The following is a 24,219-nucleotide window of genomic DNA, read 5'->3' as shown; positions in this document are numbered from 1 at the left end:
GAAATAATGATGGAACAATTTCATGCCACCACGATATTTGCGGTTCGCCACAACGGAGAATGTGCAATGTCGGGTGATGGGCAAGTGACGTTCGGCAACGCCGTCGTCATGAAGCATACAGCGAGAAAAGTGCGCACACTTTACAACGGACAGGTATTGACCGGCTTTGCCGGATCTGTAGCTGACGCATTTACTCTTTTTGAAATGTTTGAAGGCAAACTTACGGAATACAATGGCAATCTTCAGCGGGCAGCAGTCGAACTCGCCAAACAATGGCGCGGAGACAAAATGCTGCGCCAGCTGGAAGCAATGTTGATTGTCATGAATAAAGAAGAGTTGCTGCTCGTTTCAGGAACAGGAGAAGTCATTGAACCGGATGACGGCATTCTGGCAATCGGTTCAGGAGGCAATTATGCCCTTGCAGCCGGCCGTGCCCTGAAGAAATATGCAGGCGACAATATGTCCGCCCGCCAAATCGCACAGTCGGCGCTGGAAACCGCCGCGGATATCTGTGTTTATACAAATCACCAGATTGTAGTGGAGGAGCTGTCAAAATGAAAACCCAAACGGATTTAACACCCAGACAGATAACTGAACATCTGGACCGCTATATTGTCGGGCAGAAAGATGCCAAGCGTTCAATCGCCATCGCACTGCGCAATCGGTACAGAAGAAGCCGGCTGGATGAAGAGATGCGGGATGAAGTGATTCCGAAAAATATCCTGATGATCGGGCCAACGGGTGTCGGAAAAACGGAAATTGCAAGACGCATCGCGAAATTGACCGGAGCACCGTTCATCAAAGTGGAAGCGACGAAGTTTACGGAAGTCGGCTATGTAGGACGCGATGTCGAGTCGATGGTCCGGGACCTCGTGGAAGCAGCAGTGCGTATCGTCAAGGAAGAGAAATTCGAAGCAGTAAAAGGCAAAGCCGAAGCTGCAGCGAACGAACGCATTGTTAAACTATTGGCTCCTTCTATGAAGAAGAAGCAGACAAGCCAGAATCCGCTTGAGATGATGTTTGGCCAGAAGCTCGATCAGGACGAAGAAGAGCCGACCGCTGAAGTCGAAGTCCGCGTTAAAAGACGTGAAATTGCAGAAGACTTGAAAGCCGGCAAACTTGAATACGAATGGTTGAATGTCGAAGTGCTGGAGAATACGCCTTCCATGTTTGACTCTCTTCAGGGTTCCGGCATGGAGCAGATGGGCGCAAATATGCAGGATGCCCTATCTTCATTGATGCCGAAGAAAAAGAAAAAACGCCGGTTGCAGGTGAAGGAAGCCCGGCGCATTCTTGCTGCTGAAGAAGCGGCCAAAATGGTTGATGATGAAGAAGTGGCAAATGAAGCGATCGACCGTGCAGAACAGCATGGCATTATCTTTATCGATGAAATGGATAAAATTGCCAGTAAAAATAACTCATCTTCGGCAGATGTTTCGCGTGAAGGCGTGCAGCGGGATATTTTGCCGATTGTTGAAGGCTCAACTGTGTCGACAAAATACGGCGCAGTGAAAACGGATTATGTGCTGTTTGTTGCAGCTGGAGCTTTCCATATGTCGAAACCTTCTGATCTGATCCCGGAATTGCAGGGCCGTTTCCCAATCCGTGTCGAATTGCAGAAGCTGGAAGTAGAGGATTTCGTTAAAATTCTGACGGAACCGAAACATTCTTTATTGAATCAATATAAAGCGCTTCTCCAAACCGAGGGAGTTGTGGTAAACTTCAATGATGCCTCAATCGTCAGACTTGCGGAAATTGCGTATGAAGTAAATCAGGATACCGATAACATCGGAGCCCGCAGACTCCATACCATTTTAGAGCGGCTGCTCGAAGATCTGTCCTTTGAAGCTTCGGAAATCAGCCCGGCGCAAATCGATGTTACACCACAATATGTGAACGATAAACTGGAGAATGTGGCGAAAAACAAAGATCTGTCACAATTTATTTTATAAACGGAGTCAAATCAGTTCCCTTAAAGAGTGAAAAGCTTTAGAATATTGAATAAATACGGTGCAAAATTATGTAGGAGGTTCATTTAAATGAATTTATTGGGAAAAACAAGACGAATTAACTCAATGCTGCAAGCAGCAGCAGGCAAGCCGGTAAACTTTAAGGACATGGCAGAAACTTTAAGCGAAGTCATCGAATGCAACGCGTTCGTTGTCAGCCGCAAAGGGAAAGTCCTTGGCTATGCCATCAATCAGCAGATTGAAAACGAACGGATGATTGGCATGCTTGAAGATCGCCAATTCCCGACCGAATACACTCAAAACCTTTCAAACATCAACGAAACATCCGCTAACCTGGATGTTAACAGCGAACACACGATTTTCCCAGAAGAGGAACGTGAATTGTTCAAAAACGGCCTTACTACAATCGTACCGATTATCGGAGGCGGCGAACGTCTTGGTACACTTCTTCTTGGACGCGTTAATGCGCAGTTCCAGGATGATGATTTAATCCTTGGCGAATACGGTGCAACAGTTGTCGGGATGGAAATCCTGCGCGAAAAAGGCGACCGCATCGAAGAAGAAGCACGCAGCAAAGCAGTTGTTCAAATGGCGATTTCTTCACTATCATACAGTGAGCTTGAAGCAATCGAACACATTTTTGAAGAGCTTGACGGCAACGAAGGTTTGCTGGTCGCTTCGAAAATCGCTGACCGCGTCGGTATCACTCGTTCAGTAATCGTCAATGCACTTCGTAAACTTGAAAGTGCCGGCGTCATCGAATCACGTTCACTTGGGATGAAAGGAACTTACATCAAAGTTCTTAACACGAAATTCCTTGCTGAACTTGAGCAATTGAAAATGAACTAATTGAAATTAGAAGACACCGGATTTGTTTCCGGTGTCTTTTTTCTTTTGCTAAATTAATGCTTTAAAGTAACCGATATTCCGCAAAACAGCTTCGCTTGCCTGGGGGCTCGCGCTGAGCTAACTCGGTCTCGTTTCACTTCGCCCGAGTGGATCTCAGCACTTCGCTTGGTCCCCATGGCGTCTTCGCTGTTTTGCTCCATATCTCAGAATGTATTCTGTAAAGAGGCTTATTCTTTTAATTTTTCGAAAAGCAGCCACTCCGACTCTAAATGGAATTAGAATGCAGCGTCAGATGGCGAAGCGCATGGCGCTGCAGGAGCATCGGTTTTCGAAGCGACCGAGGAGGCTTAGGCAGCTCCCCGCGGAAAGCGTCCGTCTAGAGCGTAATGATTAGCGAGTCTTCAGCTTATCGATAGCTTTTTTTATTTCCAGTAGATACCTGTTGCACAATCGGACAGGACCGTGTTATAATTTCAAATGGTGTTAAATACACACGCATTCGGATTTGTTCCGCTGGTGCCCTTATTGGGTAACGGTTCAAAGAAGAAGAATGCGGAGGGAAAAAAATAACCTATCAGGAGGAAACACAAATGTCAGTAATTTCTATGAAACAATTGCTTGAAGCTGGTGTACACTTTGGCCACCAGACTCGCCGTTGGAACCCGAAAATGAAAAAATATATTTTCGTCGAGCGTAACGGTATCTACATCATCGATCTTCAAAAAACAGTCCGCAAATTGGAAGAGGCTTACAGCTTCATGAAACAAGTGGGCGAAGAAGGCGGTAAAGTACTATTCGTTGGTACGAAGAAACAAGCTCAGGACGCGATCAAAGAAGAAGCAGAACGTTCTGGCAACTACTACATCAACCAGCGTTGGTTAGGTGGAACACTTACGAACTTCGGTACAATCCAAAAACGTGTGAATCGTATGAAACAAATCGAGCGCATGGAAGAAGATGGAACTTTCGATGTTCTACCGAAAAAAGAAGTTGTTCAATTGAATAAAGAGCACGCTCGCCTTGTTAAATTCCTTGGCGGTATCCGTGACATGAACGGTCTTCCGGACGTAATGTTCGTAGTTGACCCACGCAAAGAACGCATTGCAGTTGCAGAAGCTATGAAATTGAACATTCCAATCGTTGGTATCGTTGATACAAACTGTGATCCGGATGAAATCGATTATGTAATTCCTGCAAACGATGATGCAATCCGCGCAGTAAAACTTTTGACTGGTAAAATGGCTGATGCATTGCTTGAGTCTAAACCGGAAGAAGAAGAAGAAACTCCAGCTGAAGCTGCTGAGTAATTCACAATGAAGTACAGGTGATAAGCGGCGAAACCCACTTATCACCTTTTTTTGAGAAAACATATATCTAAGGAGGAAATTAATCATGGCAGTTACAGCTCAAATGGTAAAAGAATTGCGTGGAAAAACTGGTGCAGGTATGATGGACTGCAAAAAAGCACTTGTAGAAACAAATGGTGATATGGAAGCGGCGTTGGATTTCCTGCGCGAAAAAGGACTTTCAAGCGCTTCTAAAAAAGCGGACCGCGTTGCTGCGGAAGGCATAACTTCAATTATGGTTGAAGGAAACGAAGCGATTATTTATGAAGTGAACGCTGAAACAGATTTCGTGGCTAAAAACGAAGGCTTCCAGCTTCTTGTCAAAGAATTGGGGGAGCATTTATTGGCTACAAAACCTGCAACGGTTGAAGAAGCGACTGCTTCTACAATGTCTAATGGCTTATCAGTTGCGGATCACATTTCAAACGCAATCGCGAAGATCGGTGAAAAAATCACTTTGCGCCGCTTTGAAATCCGCACAAAATCAGATGCTGATGCTTTTGGTCCTTACCTTCACATGGGTGGCCGTATTTCAGTATTGGTATTGCTTGAAAACTCAACTGATTCAGATGCAGCACGCGACATCGCTATGCACATTGCAGCATTGAACCCGCAATATGTATCACGTGAAGAAGTGTCAGCTGAAGAAGTTGAAAAAGAGCGTAAAGTATTGACTGAACAAGCATTGAACGAAGGCAAGCCTGAAAAAATCGTTGCTAAAATGGTTGAAGGCCGCCTTGGCAAATTCTTTGAAGATGTTTGCTTGCTTGACCAGGCTTTCGTTAAAAATTCTGATCAAAAAGTTCGTGAGTTTGCGGCTTCAACTGGCGGCAGCGTGAAAGAATTCATCCGCTACGAAGTTGGAGAAGGCATCGAAAAACGCGAAGATAACTTTGCTGATGAAGTAATGAGCCAAGTAAACAAAAAATAAGATCTTTTTCATAGTAATATCCCGGGGAACACTGAAAGGTGTTCCCTATTTTTCAATAATTAGTTAAAATGGAGGGTACCGATGAGTGTTCAGCAGTATAAACGCATTGTATTAAAACTTAGTGGAGAAGCGATGGCAGGTGGACAAGGTTTCGGATTATCTCCCGAAATCATTAAATCTGTTGCAGCTCAAGTGAAAGAAGTCGTTGAACTGGGCGTCGAAGTTGCCGTAGTCGTTGGCGGCGGGAACATCTGGAGAGGCAAGGTTGGTTCGGAAATGGGCATGGACCGCGCAACTGCCGATTATATGGGAATGCTTGCAACTGTCATGAATTCATTGGCTTTGCAGGATTCACTTGAAAAGCAGGACGTTGAAACACGCGTGCTTTCTTCTATTGAAATGCGACAGGTCGCAGAACCTTATATCCGCAGACGTGCAATGCGCCATCTTGAAAAGAAACGGGTCGTTATTTTTGCGGCAGGAACCGGTAACCCTTATTTCTCTACAGATACGACTGCTGCACTTCGGGCGGCTGAAATTGAAGCTGATGTGATTTTGATGGCAAAAAACAATGTCGACGGCGTTTATTCGGCAGATCCGAAAACCGACAGCACAGCCGTCAAATACGAAGAACTATCTTATTTGGAAGTGATCCAGCAAGGACTGCAGGTAATGGATTCTACAGCGTCCACACTTTGTATGGACAACGACATTCCACTCGTAGTATTCTCGATTATGGAAAAAGGAAATATAAAACGTGCTGTTCAGGGTGAAAAAATCGGAACAGTTGTGAGGAGAGACATATAATGCCGAAATCTGTGATGAATGATACCACTTCAAAAATGACGAACGCAATTCAGGCTTATTCCCGCGAGCTTTCATCAATTCGCGCCGGCCGTGCAACTCCGTCCATCCTGGACAGAGTTACAGTCGATTATTACGGAGCACCAACGCCAATCAATCAGGTGGCGGGAGTTTCTGTTCCAGAAGCTCGCATGATCGTGATCCAGCCTTACGATAAATCTGTGCTGGGTGATATCGAAAAAGCGATTTTAAAATCGGATATTGGTTTGAACCCTACAAATGACGGTTCAGTCATTCGACTTGCTGTACCTGCTTTAACTGAAGAGCGCCGCAAAGAGCTCGTGAAAGATGTGAAAAAAGAAGCGGAAATTGCAAAAGTCAATATCCGCAACATCCGCCGCGATGCAAACGACGAATTCAAAAAGCTTGAAAAGAAAAGTGAAATTACGGAAGATGATTTGCGCAGCTATTCCGATGACGTTCAAAAACTTACGGATACCAATATTGCAAAAATCGACGACATGGCAAAAGATAAAGAAAAAGAGATTATGGAAGTATAAAAACGAACTTCATAAGCTTTCACGCGTCCTGTATAGCAGGGCGCTTTTTCATGCCAAAAAAAATGACATCGAGAAAGATAGGGCACGACTGCATTTTTTTTGATATGATAAGGGGTAGACATGCCGATTTGTAATAGGTGGAGGATAAATTATGATAAATAAATTATTAAAACGAAATACGGAAACTGTGATCGGTGATTTAGAGCGCCTGTCGATGGTCCGTGATGGGATTATTCCTTCACATATTGCCATTATTATGGATGGCAATGGCCGGTGGGCAAAAAAACGTTCACTTCCACGTGTAGCAGGACATCACGAGGGAATGAAAACCGTGCGGAAAATTACCCGTCTGGCAAATGGCCTTGGCGTTGACGTATTGACTTTATATGCATTTTCCACAGAAAATTGGAAACGGCCAAAAGTGGAAGTGGATTTTCTGATGAGGCTTCCGGAAGAGTTTCTTTCGACGTTCCTGCCGGAGCTGGTGTCTGAAAATGTCAAAGTTGAAATGATGGGAGATCATACGAATCTGCCTAAACATACATTAAAAGCGATAACCAAAGCGAAGGAAGCCACGAAGGACAACACCGGATTGGTTTTGAATTTCGCATTGAATTATGGCAGCAGAGCGGAAATCGTTGATTCGGTGAAAGTGCTGGCAGCTCAAGTGGCAGCGGGCACGTTGGATCCGGAGGATATTACGGAAGAGCACATCAATTCCGGTTTAATGACAAAATCATTGCCGGAACCGGATTTATTGATACGCACCAGTGGGGAAGTGCGTTTGAGCAATTTCATGCTCTGGCAACTGGCCTACACAGAATTTTGGTTTACTGATACATTGTGGCCGGATTTCAACGAAGATTCTTTGGTCGAGGCGATTGACAATTACCAAAAGAGAAATCGCCGTTTTGGAGGATTGAAAGGGGAAGAAGCACAGTGAAACAGCGTCTCATAACCGGAGCAATCGCCATGGCATTTTTCATACCATTTGTTATATTTGGCGGAACTCCCTTTACCATACTTGTACTGATTCTGGGAACTATTGGCTTCCAGGAATTATTGAAAATGAAAGGCCGCACACTCTGGAGTGTTCCCGGCCTTATTTCTCTTTTGGCTTTATATTCATTTATGATGCCGGGGGAATGGACCCTGCAAGTATCTCAATGGACGGGCTACACAAAAGTGGAATTCGCTTTTATTGCCGTCATTCTGCTGCTTATACATACAGTAATCGTGAAAAACAGCTTTACGTTTGATGATGCGGCGTTTGCGATTCTCGGCACACTTTATGTCGGAATGGGCTTTCTCTATCTGATTGAAACACGTGAAGCGAGCCTTGAATATTTGATCTATGCATTATTAGTTGTCTGGTTTACAGACTCAGGGGCATATTTCACTGGAAGAAAATTCGGCAAACGCAAATTATGGCCGGAAATCTCCCCAAATAAAACAGTCGAAGGTTTCATCGGTGGGATCCTTTATGCGATTGCTGCAGCATTGGTGTTCGATTATTTTGTCGATTTGCAGCATAACATATTCATCATCATCGTTGTGACCATCATCGCATCGGTATTTGGCCAGATGGGCGATTTGGTCGAGTCGGCACTGAAAAGGCATTTCAACGTCAAAGATTCCGGGAAACTTCTTCCGGGACATGGCGGGGTTCTTGACCGCTTTGACAGCATCCTTTTCGTTATGCCGCTTCTGCATTTTCTACATTTCATCTAAGGAGGACTTCCTGAATGGGCAAAAAAATCATTTTACTTGGGGCGACGGGATCCATCGGCGTCCAGACAATTGATATCATCCGGGATCATCCCGAACAATTTTCACTCGCCGGATTCTCGGCAGGAAGAAATATTGAATTGGCGAAAAAATTCATCCGGGAATTCAAACCGGAAATCGTCTGTGTGCAAAATGATCAGGATGCAAAGGTCCTGCGCCAGGAATTTCCGCGCACCGCTTTTGTTTTCGGCAACAACGGTTTAATCGAGACGGCAGTTTATGAGGCAGATGTGCTCGTCAACGCCGTAATAGGCAGTGTCGGACTCGAACCGACGCTGGAAGCGATCAAATTGGGGCGTACCATTGCCATTGCCAACAAAGAAACACTCGTAACGGCAGGACATCTGGTCATGGAAAGTGCAAAGCGCTACGGCGCAGCGATATTGCCGGTGGATAGTGAGCATTCGGCGTTGTTCCAATCCTTGAACGGGGAAAAACTTGAGCAAGCCACAAAATTGATCCTGACTGCCTCCGGAGGAAGCTTCCGTGATTCGAGCAGGGATCAGCTGAAAGACGTTTCCGTAAAAGAAGCGTTGGATCATCCGAACTGGTCAATGGGCGCAAAAATCACGATCGATTCAGCGACAATGGTCAACAAAGGCCTGGAAGTCATTGAAGCAAATGTTCTTTTTGACTTTGCTTATGATGATATCGAGGTGCTGCTGCACAGGGAAAGCATCATCCATTCCATGGTTGAATTCCAGGATACCAGTGTGATGGCGCAGCTCGGCACGCCGGATATGCGGGTTCCGATTCAATATGCCTTAACATATCCCGATCGTTTGCCGAGACCGAATGCCAAACGGCTGAACCTGGCTGAAATCGGCAAACTGCATTTCCAGGAAATGGATTACGTCAGATTCCGCGCTTTGCAATTGGCGTTTGATGCCGGCCGCACCGGTGGGACAATGACGACTGTCCTGAATGCAGCAAACGAACAGGCTGTTGCGCTGTTTTTAGATGGAAAGATCAAATTCCTTCAAATCGAGGAAACAATCGAACGCACAATGGATGCACATAATCCGATCATGGCACCGGATTTGGAAACGATTTTGCATGTCGATTCCGAAACAAGAAAAACAGTCCTGAACATGCTAAAATAACTAAAGATTAAAACCGAAAAGGTTTATAAGGATGGGTTCAAATGGAAACAGTCATATCGTTTATCATAATTTTCGGCGCTTTAGTATTTTTCCATGAGTTAGGCCATTTCCTTTTTGCAAAACGTGCCGGTATTCTGGTGCGCGAATTTGCAATCGGCATGGGTCCGAAAATACTCGGCATTACAAAAGGTGAAACTATCTATACTGTCCGGCTGCTGCCGATTGGTGGATATGTCCGCATGGCTGGTGAAGAAATGGATCGAATAGTTCTTCAAGCGGGACACCGCATCGGTGTATTAGTGGATGACAAGGGCCAGGCCAAGAAAATCATTTTGAATCAGAAAACGATGTATCCCGATATTCTGTTTCTTGAAGTTGAAGAGGCAGATCTCGAAAAGGAATTATATATCAAAGGCTATGATGAAGAAGATCAGTTGGTCCGTCTCGATGTGGCAAGAGATGCAGTGGTGGAAGAAAACGGCAGAGAAACCGTGCTCGCTCCCCAGGATCGCCAATTCGATTCGAAGAGCATCGGCCACCGTTTCATGACCATTTTCGCCGGTCCGTTATTCAATTTCATACTGGCTTTCTTTATTTTCTCTGCAATCGGTCTTATGCAGGGAGTTCCGACCAATGAACCGATTATTACGGAAGTGACGGATGACAGCCCGGCTCAGGAAGCGGGTATGGAAGCCGGCGATTTAATCACTCAGGTGGAAGGAAATACGATTACCAGCTGGAACGAACTGGTCGATTCTGTACAGGATCAAGCCGGCAATCCACTTGATTTCAGCGTCGAGCGCGAAGGTGAGACAGTCGAATTCAATATCACACCTGAATTATCCGAGCAGCCTCAAGGCGATGTTGGGGTTATCGGTGTCCTTTACGAAAGTCCGCGTGAACAGGATTTCTTCGGTTCATTCGTATACGGAGCTGAAACGACTGTTTTCTGGTTCAAGGAAATTTTCCGATTGCTGGGAATGCTGGTGACCGGCCAATTTACGCTTGATGCATTATCCGGTCCCGTGGGCATCTATAAAACGACCGAGGAAGTTGCACAATACGGCATTTTCACATTGATGAGCTGGGCAGGCATGCTGAGCATCAACCTGGGAATCATGAATTTACTGCCGCTGCCGGCTCTTGATGGCGGACGCCTCATGTTCTTCGTTCTGGAGGCATTGCGAGGCAAACCCGTTGACCGGCAGAAAGAAGGAATGGTCCATTTTGTGGGCATCATGCTGCTCATGCTGCTGATGATCGTCGTAACATGGAATGATATTCAGAAGTTCTTCTTTTAAATAGAATCTAGCTAATTTCATTTATTTATAAAAATTTATCAGTCAGTTGAGGTGTATTTGGAATGAAACAATCAGCAACTTTTATCCCGACATTGCGTGAAACGCCTGCAGATGCAGAAGTCAGATCGCATCAATTATTGCTTCGTGCAGGATTTATCCGCCAGAATACAAGCGGCATCTATTCTTTCCTGCCGCTCGGCAAACGCGTTCTGAACAAAGTGGAAGCGATTATCCGCGAAGAAATGGAAGCTGCGAACAGCGTGGAAGTGTTCCTTCCCGCTTTGCAGCAGGCAGAACTATGGCAGGAAACTGGCCGCTGGTACTCATATGGCGATGAGTTGATGAGATTGAAGGACCGCAATGGCCGGGAGTTTGCTCTTGGCGCGACCCATGAAGAGGTCATCACGGATTTATTGCGCGACGAAATCAAATCCTATAAAAAATTGCCATTGAATCTTTACCAGATTCAATCGAAGTTCCGCGATGAGAAACGTCCGCGTTTTGGCTTATTGCGCGGCCGCGAATTCCTCATGAAGGATGCCTATTCATTCCATGCCACTACGGAAAGCCTCGATGAGACATACGATGTCATGATGCAGGCCTATAAAAATATCTTCTCGCGCCTCGGATTGGATTTCCGTATGGTCATTGCTGACTCCGGCGCTATCGGCGGAAAAGACAACCACGAGTTTATGGTCCTGTCTGAAATCGGGGAAGACACGATCGCTTATTCTGATACATCTTCCTATGCAGCCAATATCGAAATGGCGCAAGTAAACGTTGACTATGAAATTCCTGCAGATACAGCTAAGGAAATCGAGAAAGTGGCAACGCCTGATCAAAAAACGATTGCACATGTTGCAGAATTTTTCGGAACTGATGCAGAACATTGCATTAAGACCCTGGTCTTTAAAGCGGACGAAGAATTCATCGTTGTTTTATCGCGCGGTGACCACGAAATTAATGATGTCAAAGTCAAACATGCGGCTGATGCCAAAGTGGTTGAAATGGCAACGCCTGAAGAAGTAAAACAATTGATCGGCTGTGACATCGGTTCGATCGGACCTGTAGCGTTGCCGGAAGGCATCCGCGTTTTCGCTGACAATGCACTCAAAACCATCGTCAACGGAATCGCCGGTGCCAATGAAGCTGGCCAGCATTTTAAAAACGTTACACCGGGCCAGGATTTTCAAGTGGAAAAATATACCGACCTGCGTTTCATCAAAGAAGGCGACCCTTCTCCGGACGGCGAAGGAACGATCAAGTTTGCTGAAGGAATCGAAGTCGGACATATTTTCAAATTGGGTACGAGATACAGTGAAGATATGAAAGCGACCATCTTGAATGATCAAGGGCGCGCTGTCCCTTACATCATGGGCTGTTATGGCATCGGAGTGTCCCGTGTGGTTGCTGCCGTAGCCGAACAATTCAATGATGACAACGGTTTTATATGGCCGCAAGTTGCCGCGCCTTACGATATCCACGTAGTGCCGATTAGTGTCAAAGATGACGTTCAACGGGAAACTGCAGAAGAGATTTATAAATTGCTCAAATCAAATCGCTATGAAGTGCTGATTGATGATCGCAATGAACGTGCGGGTGTGAAATTTACCGATGCTGATTTGATCGGATTGCCGGTCCGCATTACAGTAGGTAAAAAAGCTGCCGAAGGAATTCTTGAGGTTAAAATCCGCAATACCGGAGAAACATTTGAGTGGAACAAGGAAGAATTGCTCGAACAATTGCAGCAGTTTTTTCAAAAATAATCGCCAAAATCTGATATGATGAAAGGAAAGCACAACTTGTGCTTTCCTTTCTTTTTCTTAACTTACTATTATGCAAAAAATAGAAAATACTGTGTTCAGTGGTTCAAATAAGATCGGAGTCACCCGGTTTATTAAATTAGTGAAGGGGATAGTTATGACAAACCAGCAAGATCCAAAGATGCGTTTAAAGCTGCTTCTTCAGCATCTCGATTTGACAGATGATCTACATATGCCTTATTTCGAAGAGGCTGAATTGACACGGATGACTGTCCACAAAAAAGAGCGGACGTGGCGGTTCACGATAAAACTTGAACAAGTTTTGCCCTTGAAACTTTTTCTGTTGCTGAAAGAACGGTTGCATTCGACCTTTTCTCCGATTGCCGCTGTCCAACTGACAATCGTTACAGAAGGCGACAATGCTGATCCCGAGGAAATAAATGCCTATTGGCGCCACGCTGTGGACGAGCTGGCAGACATGGCACCACCGTTGCGCGAACGCCTTTTAAACCAGGCGCCGCAGTGGAGTGGCAGCAAGCTGATGCTGAATTGCGGCCATGAGCATGAAATGATGGCGTTAAAATCGAAATACACGGATAAACTCGCCGCCGTCTACCAGCAATTCGGTTTTCCACGTTTCGCCATCGACTTCCAAATGGCGGAAGGTGATCAACAGGCGGCACATGAAGCATTTATAGAAGAGCGCCGGGCAGAAGAAGAGGAAATGGCCCAAAAAGCGTTGAACGATATGAAAAAACGGGAAACCGACAGAAAAGAAAACGGTACTCCGTCCGGGCCATTCCAGATGGGCAGCAATATCAAACCGGATGAACCGATTGCTGAAATACAATCCATCATAGATGAAGAACGCCGAATTACGGTTGAAGGATATGTATTTGATGCGGAGGTGCGTGAACTGCGAAGCGGCCGTTCACTGCTTACCGTTAAAATCACGGATTATACGGATTCGATTCTGGTGAAAATGTTCTCCCGTGACAAAGACGATGCCGAGTTGATGAAAAACATTCAAAAAGGCATGTGGCTGAAGGCACGCGGCTCCATCCAAACGGACACATTCGTCCGCGACCTCGTCATGATGGCGCAGGATATGGTAGAAATCAAACCGCAAGTGCGCCAGGATACCGCCAAAGAAAAACGCGTGGAACTTCATTTGCATACACCGATGAGCCAAATGGACGCAGTGTCGTCAGTGGATTCACTGGTTGCTCAGGCAGCAAAATGGGGGCATCCGGCAATCGCTATTACTGATCATGCCGGTGTACAGTCGTTTCCAGACGCTTATGCCGCCAGCAAAAAGCATGGCATCAAAGCGATATTCGGGCTGGAAGCCAATTTGGTTGATGATGGGGTGCCGATTGCTTTTGAAGAGCGGCACGTGCTGCTTGAAGAAGAAACGTTTGTGGTATTCGATTTAGAGACAACTGGTTTATCTGCTGTTTACGATACCATCATCGAACTCGCCGCCGTCAAGATCAAGGGCGGCCAAATCATTGATAAATATGAAAGCTTCGCGAATCCACACCATCCGTTATCTGACACGACAACGGATTTGACTGGCATCACAGATGCTATGGTCAAAGATGCACCTGAAGTGGAAGAAGTGATTCGCGATTACCACGAATGGGCTGGTGACCACATCATGGTGGCGCACAATGCTTCATTCGATATGGGCTTTCTGTATGTTGCTTATAAGAAATTCGGCATTGATAAAATACATGCAACGATCGATACGCTCGAACTTGCCCGCATGCTGCATCCGGAATTGAAAAACCACCGTTTGAACACGCTGGCGAAAAAATTCGGCATCGATTTGACCCAGCATCACCGTGCCATCTACGACACGGAAGCAACTTCTTATTTGTTGACGCATTTGCTCAAGGAAGCGGATCAAAAAGGCATTTTTTATCACGATGAACTGAATAAATATGTGGGTGCAGGCGATGCATATAAACGTTCACGCCCGACGCATGTGACGCTATTGGCGCAAAATGATGCAGGGCTTAAGAATCTTTTTAAACTGGTGTCCGCTTCTCACATCAATTATTTTTACCGTGTCCCGCGTATTCCGAGATCGCTGCTGCAGAAACACCGGGAAGGTCTGCTTGTCGGTTCGGGCTGTGACAAGGGAGAGCTTTTCGAAGCGGTCATGCAGAAATCGATGGAAGAAGTGGAACGCATCGCCGGGTTTTACGATTACCTCGAGGTGCACCCGAAAGAAGTCTATGCTCCACTCATTGAGCGGGAATTGATCCGCGACGAATGGAATCTGGAGGACATCATCCGCAAACTGGTGAAAGTCAGCAAAAAGCTGGATAAACCACTTGTGGCAACCGGAAACGTCCATTACCTGGATGAAAATGATGCGATTTTCCGTCAGGTGCTGATTGGGTCGCAAGGGGGCGCAAATCCCCTGAACCGCTCAAAACTGCCGAAAGTGCATTTCCGTACGACAACAGACATGCTGGAAGCCTTTGATTTCCTGGGAGAAGACACGGCGAAACAGATCGTTGTGGAAAACTCCAATAGGATCGCGGATATGATTGAAACGGTGAAGCCGATCAAAGATGACCTCTACACCCCGAAAATTGAAGGGGCAGACGAGGAAGTCCGTGAACTCAGCTATAACATGGCGAGGCAGATTTATGGCGATGAGCTTCCGGAAATCGTGGAAGCCCGCATTGAAAAAGAACTAAAATCGATCATTGGACATGGTTTCGCGGTAATTTATCTGATATCGCATAAACTTGTTAAAAAGTCGTTGGATGATGGTTATCTGGTTGGATCCAGGGGTTCTGTAGGTTCTTCGCTTGTTGCGACACTGACCGAAATTACAGAAGTAAATCCGTTGCCGCCGCATTATATTTGTGAACAATGCCAAAAATCGGAATTCTTCGATGACGGTTCAGTGGGCTCCGGCTTTGATTTGGAAGATAAAAGCTGTCCGGATTGCCACATTCCTTATAAAAAAGAAGGGCAGGATATTCCCTTTGAAACTTTCCTGGGCTTTAAAGGAGACAAAGTGCCCGATATCGATTTGAACTTTAGTGGTGAGTATCAGTCGAAAGCCCATAATTACACGAAAGAACTTTTTGGTGAGGATAATGTTTTCCGCGCCGGAACAATCGGTACCGTGGCAGAGAAAACAGCTTATGGTTATGTTCGCGGCTATGCGAATGACCGGGAAATGACCATTCGAGGAGCGGAGATCGACCGGCTCGTGCAGGGTTGTACTGGCGTTAAGCGGAGCACGGGACAACACCCGGGCGGAATCATCGTAGTGCCGGATTATATGGACATCTATGATTTTACGCCAATTCAATTTCCTGCCGATGCACAGGACTCGGAGTGGAAGACGACGCATTTTGATTTTCATTCCATCCACGATAATTTATTGAAGCTGGATATTCTGGGACACGATGATCCGACGGTCATCCGGATGCTTCAGGATTTATCCGGAATCGACCCGAAAACGATTCCGACCGATGATCCGGAAGTGATGAAAATTTTCTCCGGCACCGAATCATTGGGCGTCACGGAAGAGCAGATTGGCTGTAAGACAGCCACATACGGCATTCCGGAGTTTGGTACACGTTTCGTGCGCCAGATGCTGGAAGAAACGAAGCCGACGACTTTCTCGGAACTGGTGCAGATCTCCGGACTGTCCCACGGCACCGATGTGTGGCTCAGCAATGCCCAGGAATTGATCAAAAATGGAACGTGCCAGCTGTCGGACGTTATCGGATGCCGCGATGACATTATGGTCTACCTGATTTATCAGGGGCTCGAATCATCGATGGCCTTTAAGATTATGGAAGCGGTCCGTAAAGGGAAAGGGCTGACGCCAGAATTCGAAGCGGCGATGAAAGAAGAAGGCGTACCGAACTGGTATATCGAATCGTGCAAGAAGATCAAATACATGTTCCCGAAAGCGCACGCCGCGGCATATGTGTTGATGGCGGTGCGGATCGCTTATTTCAAAGTGCATTTCCCGGTTCTTTATTACGCAGCATACTTTACTGTGCGCGCAGAAGATTTTGACGTCAACGCAATGGCGAAGGGATCTCATGCCATCCGTGCGAAAATTTCGGAAATCAATGCAAAAGGGTTGGAAGCTTCGACGAAAGAGAAAAATTTACTCACAGTAATGGAATTATCGCTTGAAATGACGGAACGCGGTTTCGCGTTTCAGAAAGTTGATCTCTATAAATCGGAAGCGGATGAGTTCATCATTGATGGCACAACGCTGATTCCACCGTTCAATGCAATCCCGGGCCTCGGCACAAATGCCGCCAAGTCCATCGTTGCTGCAAGAAAAGAAGGATTGTTCCTGTCTAAAGAAGACCTTCAGCAGCGTGGCCGTGTTTCCAAAACGATCATCGAATATATGGATGACCACGGTTGCCTGGAAGGGATGCCAGAAGCCAACCAATTGTCGCTGTTCTAGTCGGTTGCACTGCTGTGCCAATCATGGTATTATTGAAGTAACATTTACTGATAGCTCTGTCGCAGAAGAGTGGGTTCTCCCGCTCTTTTCTGTTTGTTATGACGTAAAATTGGCGGGAGGCATGTATGAGCAAAATTATAGAACAAATCGAAAAAATCGCACAGCCCATCACAGATGAGCTGAACCTGGAACTAGTGGATGTGGAATTTGTTAAAGAAGGCCGCAGCTGGTTTTTGCGTGTCTATGTGGACAATCCGGAAGCACCGATTGATATCGAACAATGTGCAACAGTCAGCGAACGGCTGAGCGAGATTCTGGATGAACTTGATCCGATCGAGCAGAATTATTTCCTTGAAGTGTCTTCACCCGGGGCCGAGCGCCCGCTGAAAAAAGATAAAGATTTTGAAAATGCTATCAGCAAATTCATCTACATCAAAACCTATGAACCGATTTTGGATGCCAAAGAATTTGAAGGGCATCTGCAATCTTATAATGAAGAAGAAGTCGAAATTGAAGTGAAAATCAAAACCCGCAGAAAAACGATCGTGATTCCGAGACAGAAAATAGCTGTAATCCGGCTTGCAATTGATTTTTCAGCTAAACCTGATTGATGAACCTAGGAGTGAATTGAAAATGAGCAGTGAGTTATTGAATGCTTTAGAGGCATTGGAGAAACAAAAAGGAATTTCGCGTGATGTCCTGATTGAAGCGATTGAAGCGGCATTGGTAACGGCGTACAAGCGCAATTTCAACCAGGCGCAAAACGTGCGTGTTGACTTGAATCTGGATACAGGAACAATGCTGGTCTACTCAAGAAAAGATGTGGTGGAAGAAGTTGAAGACGACCGCCTGCAGATTTCCTTGGAAGATGCCACAGCGATCAACCCCGCTTATGAACTTGGGGATGTAGTGGAAGAAGAAGTGACTCCGCGTAATTTCGGCCGCATCGCAGCACAAACTGCCAAGCAAGTCGTGACTCAACGCGTACGCGAAGCAGAGCGCGGTCTTGTTTTTGAAGAGTTCGTCGATCGTGCTGATGATATTGTCAACGGAATTGTCGAACGCATGGATGCACGGAATCTTTACGTTGGCCTTGGCAAAGTGGAAGCGGTTCTGCCGCAGACGGAGCAAATGCCGAATGAGTCTTACCAGCCTCATGACCGCATTAAGGTCTATATAACAAAAGTTGAACGTACAACACGCGGTCCACAGGTTTTCGTATCAAGAACACATCCGGGCCTTCTGCGCCGTTTGTTTGAAACAGAAGTTCCTGAAATCTATGATGGCATTGTTGAAATCAAATCGATTGCCCGCGAAGCAGGAGATCGTTCGAAGATTTCTGTAATGGCCCATCGTGAAGATATCGATCCGGTCGGTTCATGTGTAGGCTCCAAAGGTGCCCGTGTCCAAACCATCGTCAACGAACTGAGCGGTGAAAAGATTGACATCGTTGAATGGTCGGAAGAGCCGGTGGTGTTTGTGGCGAATGCCCTTAGCCCGTCAAAAGTGCTTGATGTCCAAGTGAACGAAGAAGAAAAATCAACAACTGTCGTAGTTCCTGATTATCAATTGTCACTGGCAATCGGCAAGCGTGGCCAAAACGCCCGCCTGGCAGCCAAATTGACAGGCTGGAAAATCGATATCAAGAGTGAAACCGATGCACGCGAGATGGGCATTTACCCAAATCCGAATGCAGACATCGAATTGACGGAGTCCGGCGAAGAAGCGGATGACTTTGATTTCTACGACGAAAAAGAATAAGAAAGTTAGGTGATATCCGTTGGCTCTGCAAAAGAAAATTCCACTCAGGAAGTGTGTAGCTACTGGCGAGATGCATCCTAAAAAAGAAATGATCCGTATTGTCCGGTCAAAAGAAGGCGAAGTCAGTGTCGATCTTACCGGCAAAAAATCAGGGCGCGGAGCGTATGTTTCCAAATCAGAGGCGGCGATAGCAGCTGCCAAAAAGAAAAAGGTGCTCGACAAACAATTGGAAGTAAAAGTGCCTGAGGAAATATACGAAGAATTGCTTCGTGTCGTATTAAGAGAGCAGTTGAAGTAAAATGGATACAAAACAGCAGATTCTTCAGATTCTGGGTCTTGCCACAAGAGCAAGAATGACGATTACTGGAGAAGGAATGACCGTTAACGAAGTGCGAAATGGCAATGCAAAACTTGTTTTGCTTGCCGAAGACGCTTCAGAAAATACCAGCAAAAAACTGCATGATAAATGCAGCTATTATAAAGTCGACATTGAAACTTTCGGAACTCGTTTCGAAATTGGACATGCAGTCGGCAAAGAAGAGCGCGTAGTTATGGCGATTACTGATGCAGGATTCGCCAAAAAACTGAAGAGCTTGTTCGATGAAAATAACCGGGGGTGAGCAGATGACCAAAATTCGAGTACATGAATATGCGAAAAAAGTAGATAAGCCAAGCAAAGAAATCATTCAGCAATTAACCAAAATGGATATCTCTGTGACGAATCACATGTCGACATTAGAGGATAACGCTGTTTCAAAATTGGACGGCATTTATAAAAAATCTTCATCAGCTTCAACAACACCAGCTCCAAGTAAACCACAAAGCCAGGGCCAGAACCGTCCGCAGGGACAAGGTTCGCGTCCTCAAAGCCAGTCACGTCCACAAGGCGGACAAAGCGGCACACGTCCATCCGGGCAGGGGCAATCCCGACCAGCAGGCCAAAGCCAGTCTCGTCCGGCTGCAGCACCGAGTCAAGGGCAATCCCGTTCTCAAGGGAATGGCCAACGTCCAGCAGCTCCAGCAAAATCAGGCTCAAACTTTACACCTAAAGCCGCTAAACCAACAGCTGGACCAGGGCAGCGCAATTCCAACCGCCCAGGTGGCGGCGGAGCAGGCCGCGGTGGCCAAAATCGCAACAGAAAAGGCAAACAGCAGCGTCCGGTAAATCCGTTGCCGCCAATGCCGAAAAAAGAAAAAGAATTGCCGGCTAAGATCACTTTCAGTGAGTCATTGACAGTGGGTGAACTTGCGAAAAAATTAGGCCGCGAGCCTTCTGAAATCATCAAAAAATTGTTCATGCTTGGTGTAATGGCTACCATTAACCAGGAGTTGGATAAAGACGCAATCGAATTGATCTGTGCGGAATACGAAGTGGAAGTGGAAGAAGAAATCCTGGTTGATAAAACCGACCTGGAAGTCTATTTCGAACCGGAAGATGAAAGCTTAAATGAAGAGCGTCCACCAGTTGTAACCATCATGGGGCACGTCGATCATGGTAAAACGACTTTGCTCGATTCGATCCGCCACACGAAAGTGACGGCAGGAGAAGCAGGCGGCATCACGCAGCACATCGGTGCCTACCAAGTTGACGAAAAAGGCAAGAAAATCACTTTCCTTGATACACCAGGACACGCCGCCTTTACGACGATGCGTGCTCGTGGAGCAAAAGTAACGGATCTAGCGATTATTGTCGTAGCAGCTGATGACGGCGTTATGCCACAAACAGTTGAAGCGATCAATCACGCGAAAGCCGCTGAAGTGCCAATTATCATCGCAGTCAACAAAATGGATAAGCCAAGCGCAAATCCAGACCGCGTAATGCAAGAATTGACGGAGCACGGCCTGGTTGCTGAGGCTTGGGGCGGAGACACGATTTTCGTTCCACTGTCTGCATTGACTGGTGAAGGAATTGATACATTGCTTGAAATGATTCTACTTGTGTCAGAAGTGGGAGAATTGAAAGCGAACCCTGCAAGACGTGCGATCGGTACAGTTATCGAAGCGGAACTTGATAAAGGCCGCGGTTCAGTTGCGACCCTTCTGGTTCAGGATGGTACATTGAATGTCGGTGACCCGATTGTTGTCGGCAATACATTCGGCCGTGTCAGAGCAATGGTTTCTGATACCGGACGACGCGTCAAAGAAGCAGGCCCGTCAATGCCTGTGGAAATCACAGGATTGAATGATGTGCCGCAAGCCGGCGATCGTTTTGTTGTGTTCGAAGATGAAAGAACAGCACGTTCAGTGGGCGAAAGCCGCGCAACATCTGCATTGCAGGTTCAGCGTTCAGAAAAAACTCGTGTTACACTGGATAACCTGTTTGATCAATTGAAACAGGGCGAGATGAAAGAATTGAACTTAATTGTCAAAGCTGACGTACAAGGTGCGGTTGAAGCGATGGCTGCTTCCCTTCTGAAAATCGATGTAGAAGGTGTTAATGTCAAAATTATCCACACTGGTGCAGGTGCCATTACGGAATCGGATATTTCCCTTGCAGCGGCTTCTAATGCCATTGTAATCGGATTCAACGTTCGTCCGGATGCCAACGCGAAACGTGCGGCTGATGCTGAAGGCGTAGATATCCGTTTACACCGCATCATTTATAAAGTAATAGAAGAAATCGAATTCGCTATGAAAGGCTTGCTTGATCCTGAATTTGAGGAGAAAGTCATCGGTCAGGCAGAAGTTCGCAGCACATTCAAAGTTTCGAAAGTCGGAACGATTGCCGGAAGCTATGTAATAGATGGCAAGATCACCCGCGACAGCGGTGTCCGCGTCATCCGAGAAGGCGTTGTAGTATTCGAAGGCGAAATGGATACGCTGAAACGCTTCAAAGATGATGCCAAAGAAGTGGCTAAAGGCTACGAATGCGGTATCACGATCAAGAAATTTAATGACGTTAAAGAAGGCGACATTATTGAAGCTTATATAATGGAAGAAATCGTACGGAAATGATCCTTTACATGGAATGCGAATTTTTCATCCCGACCGCGCATTCATTGAAGGACAAAAGGGCTGTGCTGAAAAGCATGGTGACCCGATCGAAACAAAAGTTCAATGTTTCCGTCGCCGAAATTGAGCACCAGAATGTATGGCAGCGCACGCGCATCGCTTTTGTCACTGTCTCTTCTTCAAAAGAGCTGGCGGAAAAGGAGATGGCGCAGGTGCTTTATTACCTGGAGAGCAATCCGGCGTGGGAATGCCTTGAACATCATCAAGAATATCTGTAAGAACGAGGTGGATAAGCAATGACCATGCGCGCTAATCGTGTAGGCGAACAAATGAAAAAAGAGCTCAGCGAAATCATCAGCCGTAAGCTGAAAGACCCGCGAATCGGTTTTGTCACAGTGACGGATGTTGAAGTTACCGGAGATCTCCAACAGGCGACGGTTTATATTAGCGTACTCGGCACTGATGCTGAAAAAGAGCAGACTTTGCTCGGCTTATCGAAATCCAAAGGGTTTATCCGTTCAGAGATTGGACAGCGGATACGGTTGCGCAAAACTCCTGAATTATCGTTTGAAATTGATTCTTCAGTAGCATACGGAAACCGCATCGACAGTCTTCTGCGGGATATTAAACAACCGAATGACGAACAATAAAATCAAGCCTGCTGTCTAGTTCTTAGATTGCAGGCTTTTTTACATATTATTAGGGGGTTGAAAGGGATGGCTATTAACGGAATCCTTCCTTTATGGAAAGAAAAAGGCATGACTTCCCACGATTGCGTTTTTAAATTGCGGAAAATATTGAAGACCAAAAAAGTTGGACATACCGGAACACTGGATCCGGAAGTGGACGGTGTGCTGCCCATCTGTATCGGCAATACGACAAAAGTGGCTGAATACATCACGGATCAGGGCAAGATTTATGAAGCGGAAGTAGCTATTGGATTTTCGACGGAAACGGAAGATGCCACTGGTGAAATGGTCGACCGCAATCCGGACGAAAAGAAAATAACGCGTAAACAATTACTGGCCGCGCTTGAAGGATTGACAGGGGAGATCACGCAGATTCCGCCAATGTATTCCGCCGTCAAAGTGAACGGCAAGAAATTATATGAATATGCCAGAGCCGGTATCGCAGTTGAGCGCCCCAGCAGAAAAGCCCAAATTGATTCCATCGAATTGCTGGATAGCGCAGAGGAATGGACAGGGGTCGATATCCATTTCCGAATCCGCATCGAGTGCGGCAAAGGGACTTATATCCGGACACTTGCCGTTCAGATCGGGGAAGCGCTTGGCTATCCGGCGCATATGTCCCAATTGACCCGCACGCAATCCGGAAAATTTAAACGTGAAGATTGCTATACGCTTGCCGAAGTTGCCGAATTTGCGGAAAATGAAAAGGTGGACGAAATTTTAAAGCCGCTCGTTTACGCATTAAGTGCGTTTCCTGCAGTGGAAGTCGAACCGGCCGAATTATTTGCCATGAAAAATGGCCAGGTGATGGAAATGCATCCGTTGCTGGAATCAAACCGGTTGCTGGTGTTTACCCGGAACGGCAGCCCCTTTGCTTTATATAAGAAGCATCCGGAAAAATTGGGCAAGATGAAACCAGAAAAAATGTTCGGATTACCGATTGAGGGCGAGGTCTAAAAATGAAGATTTTCCATTTGAATTATCCCAACCATATGAAACCGGAAGAACAATTGGGACCCCTATCAATGGCGCTTGGTTTTTTTGATGGTGTCCATAAAGGCCATCAGAAGGTAATCGGAGAAGCTTTGGAAAAAGCGCAGCAGCTGGATGCAAAATCAGCGGTTATGACTTTTGATCCGCATCCGTCACTTGTGCTGGGCGGTAAAAAAGAAGAGATGGTCTATATTACGCCGCTGCAACAGAAAATGGATATCCTGCAGGAAATGGGTGTCGATGTTTGTTTCATCGTGCGTTTTACATCCAATTTCGCTCAATTGCAGCCCGAAGAGTTTATCCGCCATTTTATTGAAGAACTCGAAGTGGTTCATGTCAGCGCGGGGTTTGATTTTTCATTCGGAGCAAAAGGCCAGGGCAATATGGAGTTGCTGAAGCGTTACGGCAATGGCCAATTTGGCGTCAGCGTCATTGGCAAGCTGGAAGACAGCCAGCAAAAAATCAGTTCCACAAGAATTCGTGAACATCTGAAATCGGGTGGAGTCGAAGAGGTTTGCCGGTTATCCGGCCGGCCTTTCAAAGTTTCGGGTACGGTCATTAACGGCGACAAAAGAGGCCGTACAATCGGATTTCCGACTGCCAATGTGGAACCGGATCTTGGCACATTCGTGCCCGGCAGAGGCGTTTATGCCGTTCGCCTCCATGTCCAGGACGAAATTCATGATGGGGTCTGCAATGTGGGCTATAAGCCGACTTTTAACAACCCGGATCACAAGAAACTCGTGATTGAAGTCCATATTTTTAATTTCGACCGGGATATTTACGGGGAGCGCGTCACTGTTGATTGGTATAAACGGATTCGTGATGAACAGAAATTTTCCGGCATTGATGAATTGAAAACGCAAATCGAAAATGATAAACAGGAAGCTGTCGAGTTTTTCCTGTCCTGAACATAGGTGCGGCATCCAGTTGATTTTCAAATT

Annotated in this window: 22 protein-coding genes; all 22 read left to right on the top strand. The window is 46.2% G+C overall.

Annotated features, from left to right (window positions below):
- The first annotated feature begins 9 nt into the window (after positions 1–9).
- Complete coding sequence (hslV, locus tag DHX103_RS01560; RefSeq protein ID WP_422124701.1) at positions 10–558, top strand: ATP-dependent protease subunit HslV; 549 nt, start codon at positions 10–12, stop codon at positions 556–558.
- Positions 555–1,952, top strand: coding sequence for an HslU--HslV peptidase ATPase subunit (gene hslU / locus DHX103_RS01555; RefSeq protein ID WP_422123523.1), 1,398 nt, complete (start codon positions 555–557; stop codon positions 1,950–1,952). Before hslV ends, hslU begins: the two co-directional genes overlap by 4 nt.
- 87 nt (positions 1,953–2,039) lie before the next feature.
- A complete protein-coding gene (gene codY / locus DHX103_RS01550; protein ID WP_422123522.1) occupies positions 2,040–2,819 on the top strand; it encodes a GTP-sensing pleiotropic transcriptional regulator CodY in 780 nt (259 codons plus the stop codon).
- 590 nt (positions 2,820–3,409) lie between these two features.
- A complete protein-coding gene (rpsB, locus tag DHX103_RS01545) occupies positions 3,410–4,126 on the top strand; it encodes a 30S ribosomal protein S2 (RefSeq protein ID WP_117303478.1) in 717 nt (238 codons plus the stop codon).
- A gap of 85 nt (positions 4,127–4,211) precedes the next feature.
- Complete coding sequence (gene tsf, locus DHX103_RS01540) at positions 4,212–5,096, top strand: translation elongation factor Ts (protein ID WP_422123521.1); 885 nt, start codon at positions 4,212–4,214, stop codon at positions 5,094–5,096.
- An 81-nt stretch (positions 5,097–5,177) separates the two neighbouring features.
- A complete protein-coding gene (pyrH, locus tag DHX103_RS01535; protein ID WP_422123520.1) occupies positions 5,178–5,903 on the top strand; it encodes a UMP kinase in 726 nt (241 codons plus the stop codon).
- Complete coding sequence (frr, locus tag DHX103_RS01530; protein WP_422123519.1) at positions 5,903–6,460, top strand: ribosome recycling factor; 558 nt, start codon at positions 5,903–5,905, stop codon at positions 6,458–6,460. Before pyrH ends, frr begins: the two co-directional genes overlap by 1 nt.
- A gap of 151 nt (positions 6,461–6,611) precedes the next feature.
- Positions 6,612–7,403 (top strand): isoprenyl transferase, encoded by a 792-nt coding sequence (locus DHX103_RS01525; RefSeq protein WP_422123518.1) that lies wholly within the window; start codon positions 6,612–6,614, stop codon positions 7,401–7,403.
- Positions 7,400–8,191, top strand: coding sequence for a phosphatidate cytidylyltransferase (locus DHX103_RS01520; RefSeq protein WP_422123517.1), 792 nt, complete (start codon positions 7,400–7,402; stop codon positions 8,189–8,191). The genes DHX103_RS01525 and DHX103_RS01520 overlap by 4 nt, the downstream gene beginning before the upstream one ends.
- 14 nt (positions 8,192–8,205) lie before the next feature.
- Positions 8,206–9,351 (top strand): 1-deoxy-D-xylulose-5-phosphate reductoisomerase, encoded by a 1,146-nt coding sequence (dxr, locus tag DHX103_RS01515; RefSeq protein WP_422123516.1) that lies wholly within the window; start codon positions 8,206–8,208, stop codon positions 9,349–9,351.
- A 41-nt stretch (positions 9,352–9,392) separates the two neighbouring features.
- On the top strand, positions 9,393–10,652 hold the full coding sequence (gene rseP / locus DHX103_RS01510; protein WP_422123515.1) for an RIP metalloprotease RseP: 1,260 nt from the start codon (positions 9,393–9,395) through the stop codon (positions 10,650–10,652).
- Positions 10,653–10,714: 62 nt separating this feature from the next.
- Complete coding sequence (locus tag DHX103_RS01505; protein WP_422123514.1) at positions 10,715–12,418, top strand: proline--tRNA ligase; 1,704 nt, start codon at positions 10,715–10,717, stop codon at positions 12,416–12,418.
- Positions 12,419–12,572: 154 nt separating this feature from the next.
- Positions 12,573–16,880: a PolC-type DNA polymerase III gene (locus DHX103_RS01500; protein WP_422123513.1), complete on the top strand. Its 4,308-nt coding sequence runs from the start codon at positions 12,573–12,575 to the stop codon at positions 16,878–16,880.
- 125 nt (positions 16,881–17,005) lie between these two features.
- Positions 17,006–17,491: a ribosome maturation factor RimP gene (rimP, locus tag DHX103_RS01495; protein WP_422123512.1), complete on the top strand. Its 486-nt coding sequence runs from the start codon at positions 17,006–17,008 to the stop codon at positions 17,489–17,491.
- Positions 17,492–17,513: 22 nt separating this feature from the next.
- The gene (nusA, locus tag DHX103_RS01490; RefSeq protein WP_422123511.1) at positions 17,514–18,641 is read left to right on the top strand and encodes a transcription termination factor NusA; all 1,128 of its coding nucleotides are present in this window, start codon (positions 17,514–17,516) and stop codon (positions 18,639–18,641) included.
- A 19-nt stretch (positions 18,642–18,660) separates the two neighbouring features.
- Positions 18,661–18,939 carry an RNase P modulator RnpM gene (gene rnpM, locus DHX103_RS01485; protein ID WP_144837286.1) on the top strand — a complete coding sequence of 93 codons (279 nt, stop codon included), beginning with the start codon at positions 18,661–18,663 and terminating at the stop codon, positions 18,937–18,939.
- A 1-nt stretch (position 18,940) separates the two neighbouring features.
- Complete coding sequence (locus tag DHX103_RS01480) at positions 18,941–19,261, top strand: YlxQ family RNA-binding protein (protein ID WP_422123510.1); 321 nt, start codon at positions 18,941–18,943, stop codon at positions 19,259–19,261.
- Positions 19,262–19,265: 4 nt separating this feature from the next.
- Positions 19,266–21,596 (top strand): translation initiation factor IF-2, encoded by a 2,331-nt coding sequence (gene infB / locus DHX103_RS01475; protein ID WP_422123509.1) that lies wholly within the window; start codon positions 19,266–19,268, stop codon positions 21,594–21,596.
- Complete coding sequence (locus tag DHX103_RS01470; protein WP_422123508.1) at positions 21,593–21,871, top strand: DUF503 domain-containing protein; 279 nt, start codon at positions 21,593–21,595, stop codon at positions 21,869–21,871. The genes infB and DHX103_RS01470 overlap by 4 nt, the downstream gene beginning before the upstream one ends.
- Before the next feature lie 18 nt (positions 21,872–21,889).
- Positions 21,890–22,243 carry a 30S ribosome-binding factor RbfA gene (gene rbfA, locus DHX103_RS01465; protein ID WP_422123507.1) on the top strand — a complete coding sequence of 118 codons (354 nt, stop codon included), beginning with the start codon at positions 21,890–21,892 and terminating at the stop codon, positions 22,241–22,243.
- A gap of 66 nt (positions 22,244–22,309) precedes the next feature.
- Positions 22,310–23,239, top strand: coding sequence for a tRNA pseudouridine(55) synthase TruB (gene truB / locus DHX103_RS01460; protein WP_422123506.1), 930 nt, complete (start codon positions 22,310–22,312; stop codon positions 23,237–23,239).
- Positions 23,240–23,241: 2 nt separating this feature from the next.
- A complete protein-coding gene (locus tag DHX103_RS01455) occupies positions 23,242–24,186 on the top strand; it encodes a bifunctional riboflavin kinase/FAD synthetase (RefSeq protein ID WP_422123505.1) in 945 nt (314 codons plus the stop codon).
- The last annotated feature ends 33 nt before the right edge of the window (positions 24,187–24,219 follow it).

It is taken from the genome of Planococcus daihaiensis, assembly GCF_049262615.1.
Lineage (GTDB): Bacteria > Bacillota > Bacilli > Bacillales_A > Planococcaceae > Planococcus.
This window is presented reverse-complemented; position numbering and strand designations above follow the sequence as displayed.